We start from the raw sequence: 749 nt of genomic DNA, 5'->3' as shown, positions 1-749 counted from the left end.
CTCAGACGTCGTTACGCGCTGTCGTAACGCTTCTCCAAGCGTCTGACAGGCATCTTTGGCTTCGCATCTTGAGCCTCGGTAATAACCTACAATGGTCCGGTCAAACACATCGATGATATTGAGCACGAAAAAGAAGCGATCAATTCCATCGACGTAACCATACTTGATGTCCATCTGCCAGAGCTGGTTGCGACCTGTGATGACGTGATTTCTCGCGAGCCTGCGAGGATGTTTCGTTTTCGGTTGCCGTCGCTTCTGAAGGAGTCCTAGCTCCTTGCACAGGCTGTATGCCTTCTTATGATTCAATATGAGCTGTCTCTCTTTCCGCAAGCATTCCGCAAGTAATCTGTAGCCATAGATATGTTCCTCGCCCGCAGCTAACTCCATCAGCCATTCTTTAATCTGATCATCGCTTACCTTAAGATCTGTGGTTGTAAGTGAATAACCAGGTCGAGGACGTCCCTGAGAGTGCCTTCTTGGTTCAACAGATTCCTGCATTGCCTTTAGACGAGCGTAATAGGTGGATGGAGCCAACCCGACGATTCGCAACACGAGAGCTGCGGTGTTCCCCTGCTTAATAAAGTGGCTGGCTATCTCGAATTTTTCGGATAAGCAGGGTTCTGCTTTTTTACGAGTTCACGGAGAATCTCGATCTCCAGTTCCTTCTCCCCTAACACTTTCATGGCTTTGTCATATTTCTCTTCGATTTCCTGTAGCCGTTTCATCTCCTGGATTTGTGCATCAGGAGT

1 protein-coding gene is annotated in these 749 nt (G+C 48.2%); it reads right to left on the bottom strand.

Annotated features, from left to right (window positions below):
- On the bottom strand, positions 1–498 hold a 498-nt coding region (locus M6D81_RS31585; RefSeq protein WP_262681642.1), incomplete at its 3' end, for a DDE-type integrase/transposase/recombinase.
- Between the last annotated feature and the right edge of the window lie 251 nt (positions 499–749).

It is taken from the genome of Paenibacillus sp. J5C2022, assembly GCF_025567625.1.
Classification (GTDB): Bacteria; Bacillota; Bacilli; order Paenibacillales; family Paenibacillaceae; genus Pristimantibacillus.
This window is presented reverse-complemented; position numbering and strand designations above follow the sequence as displayed.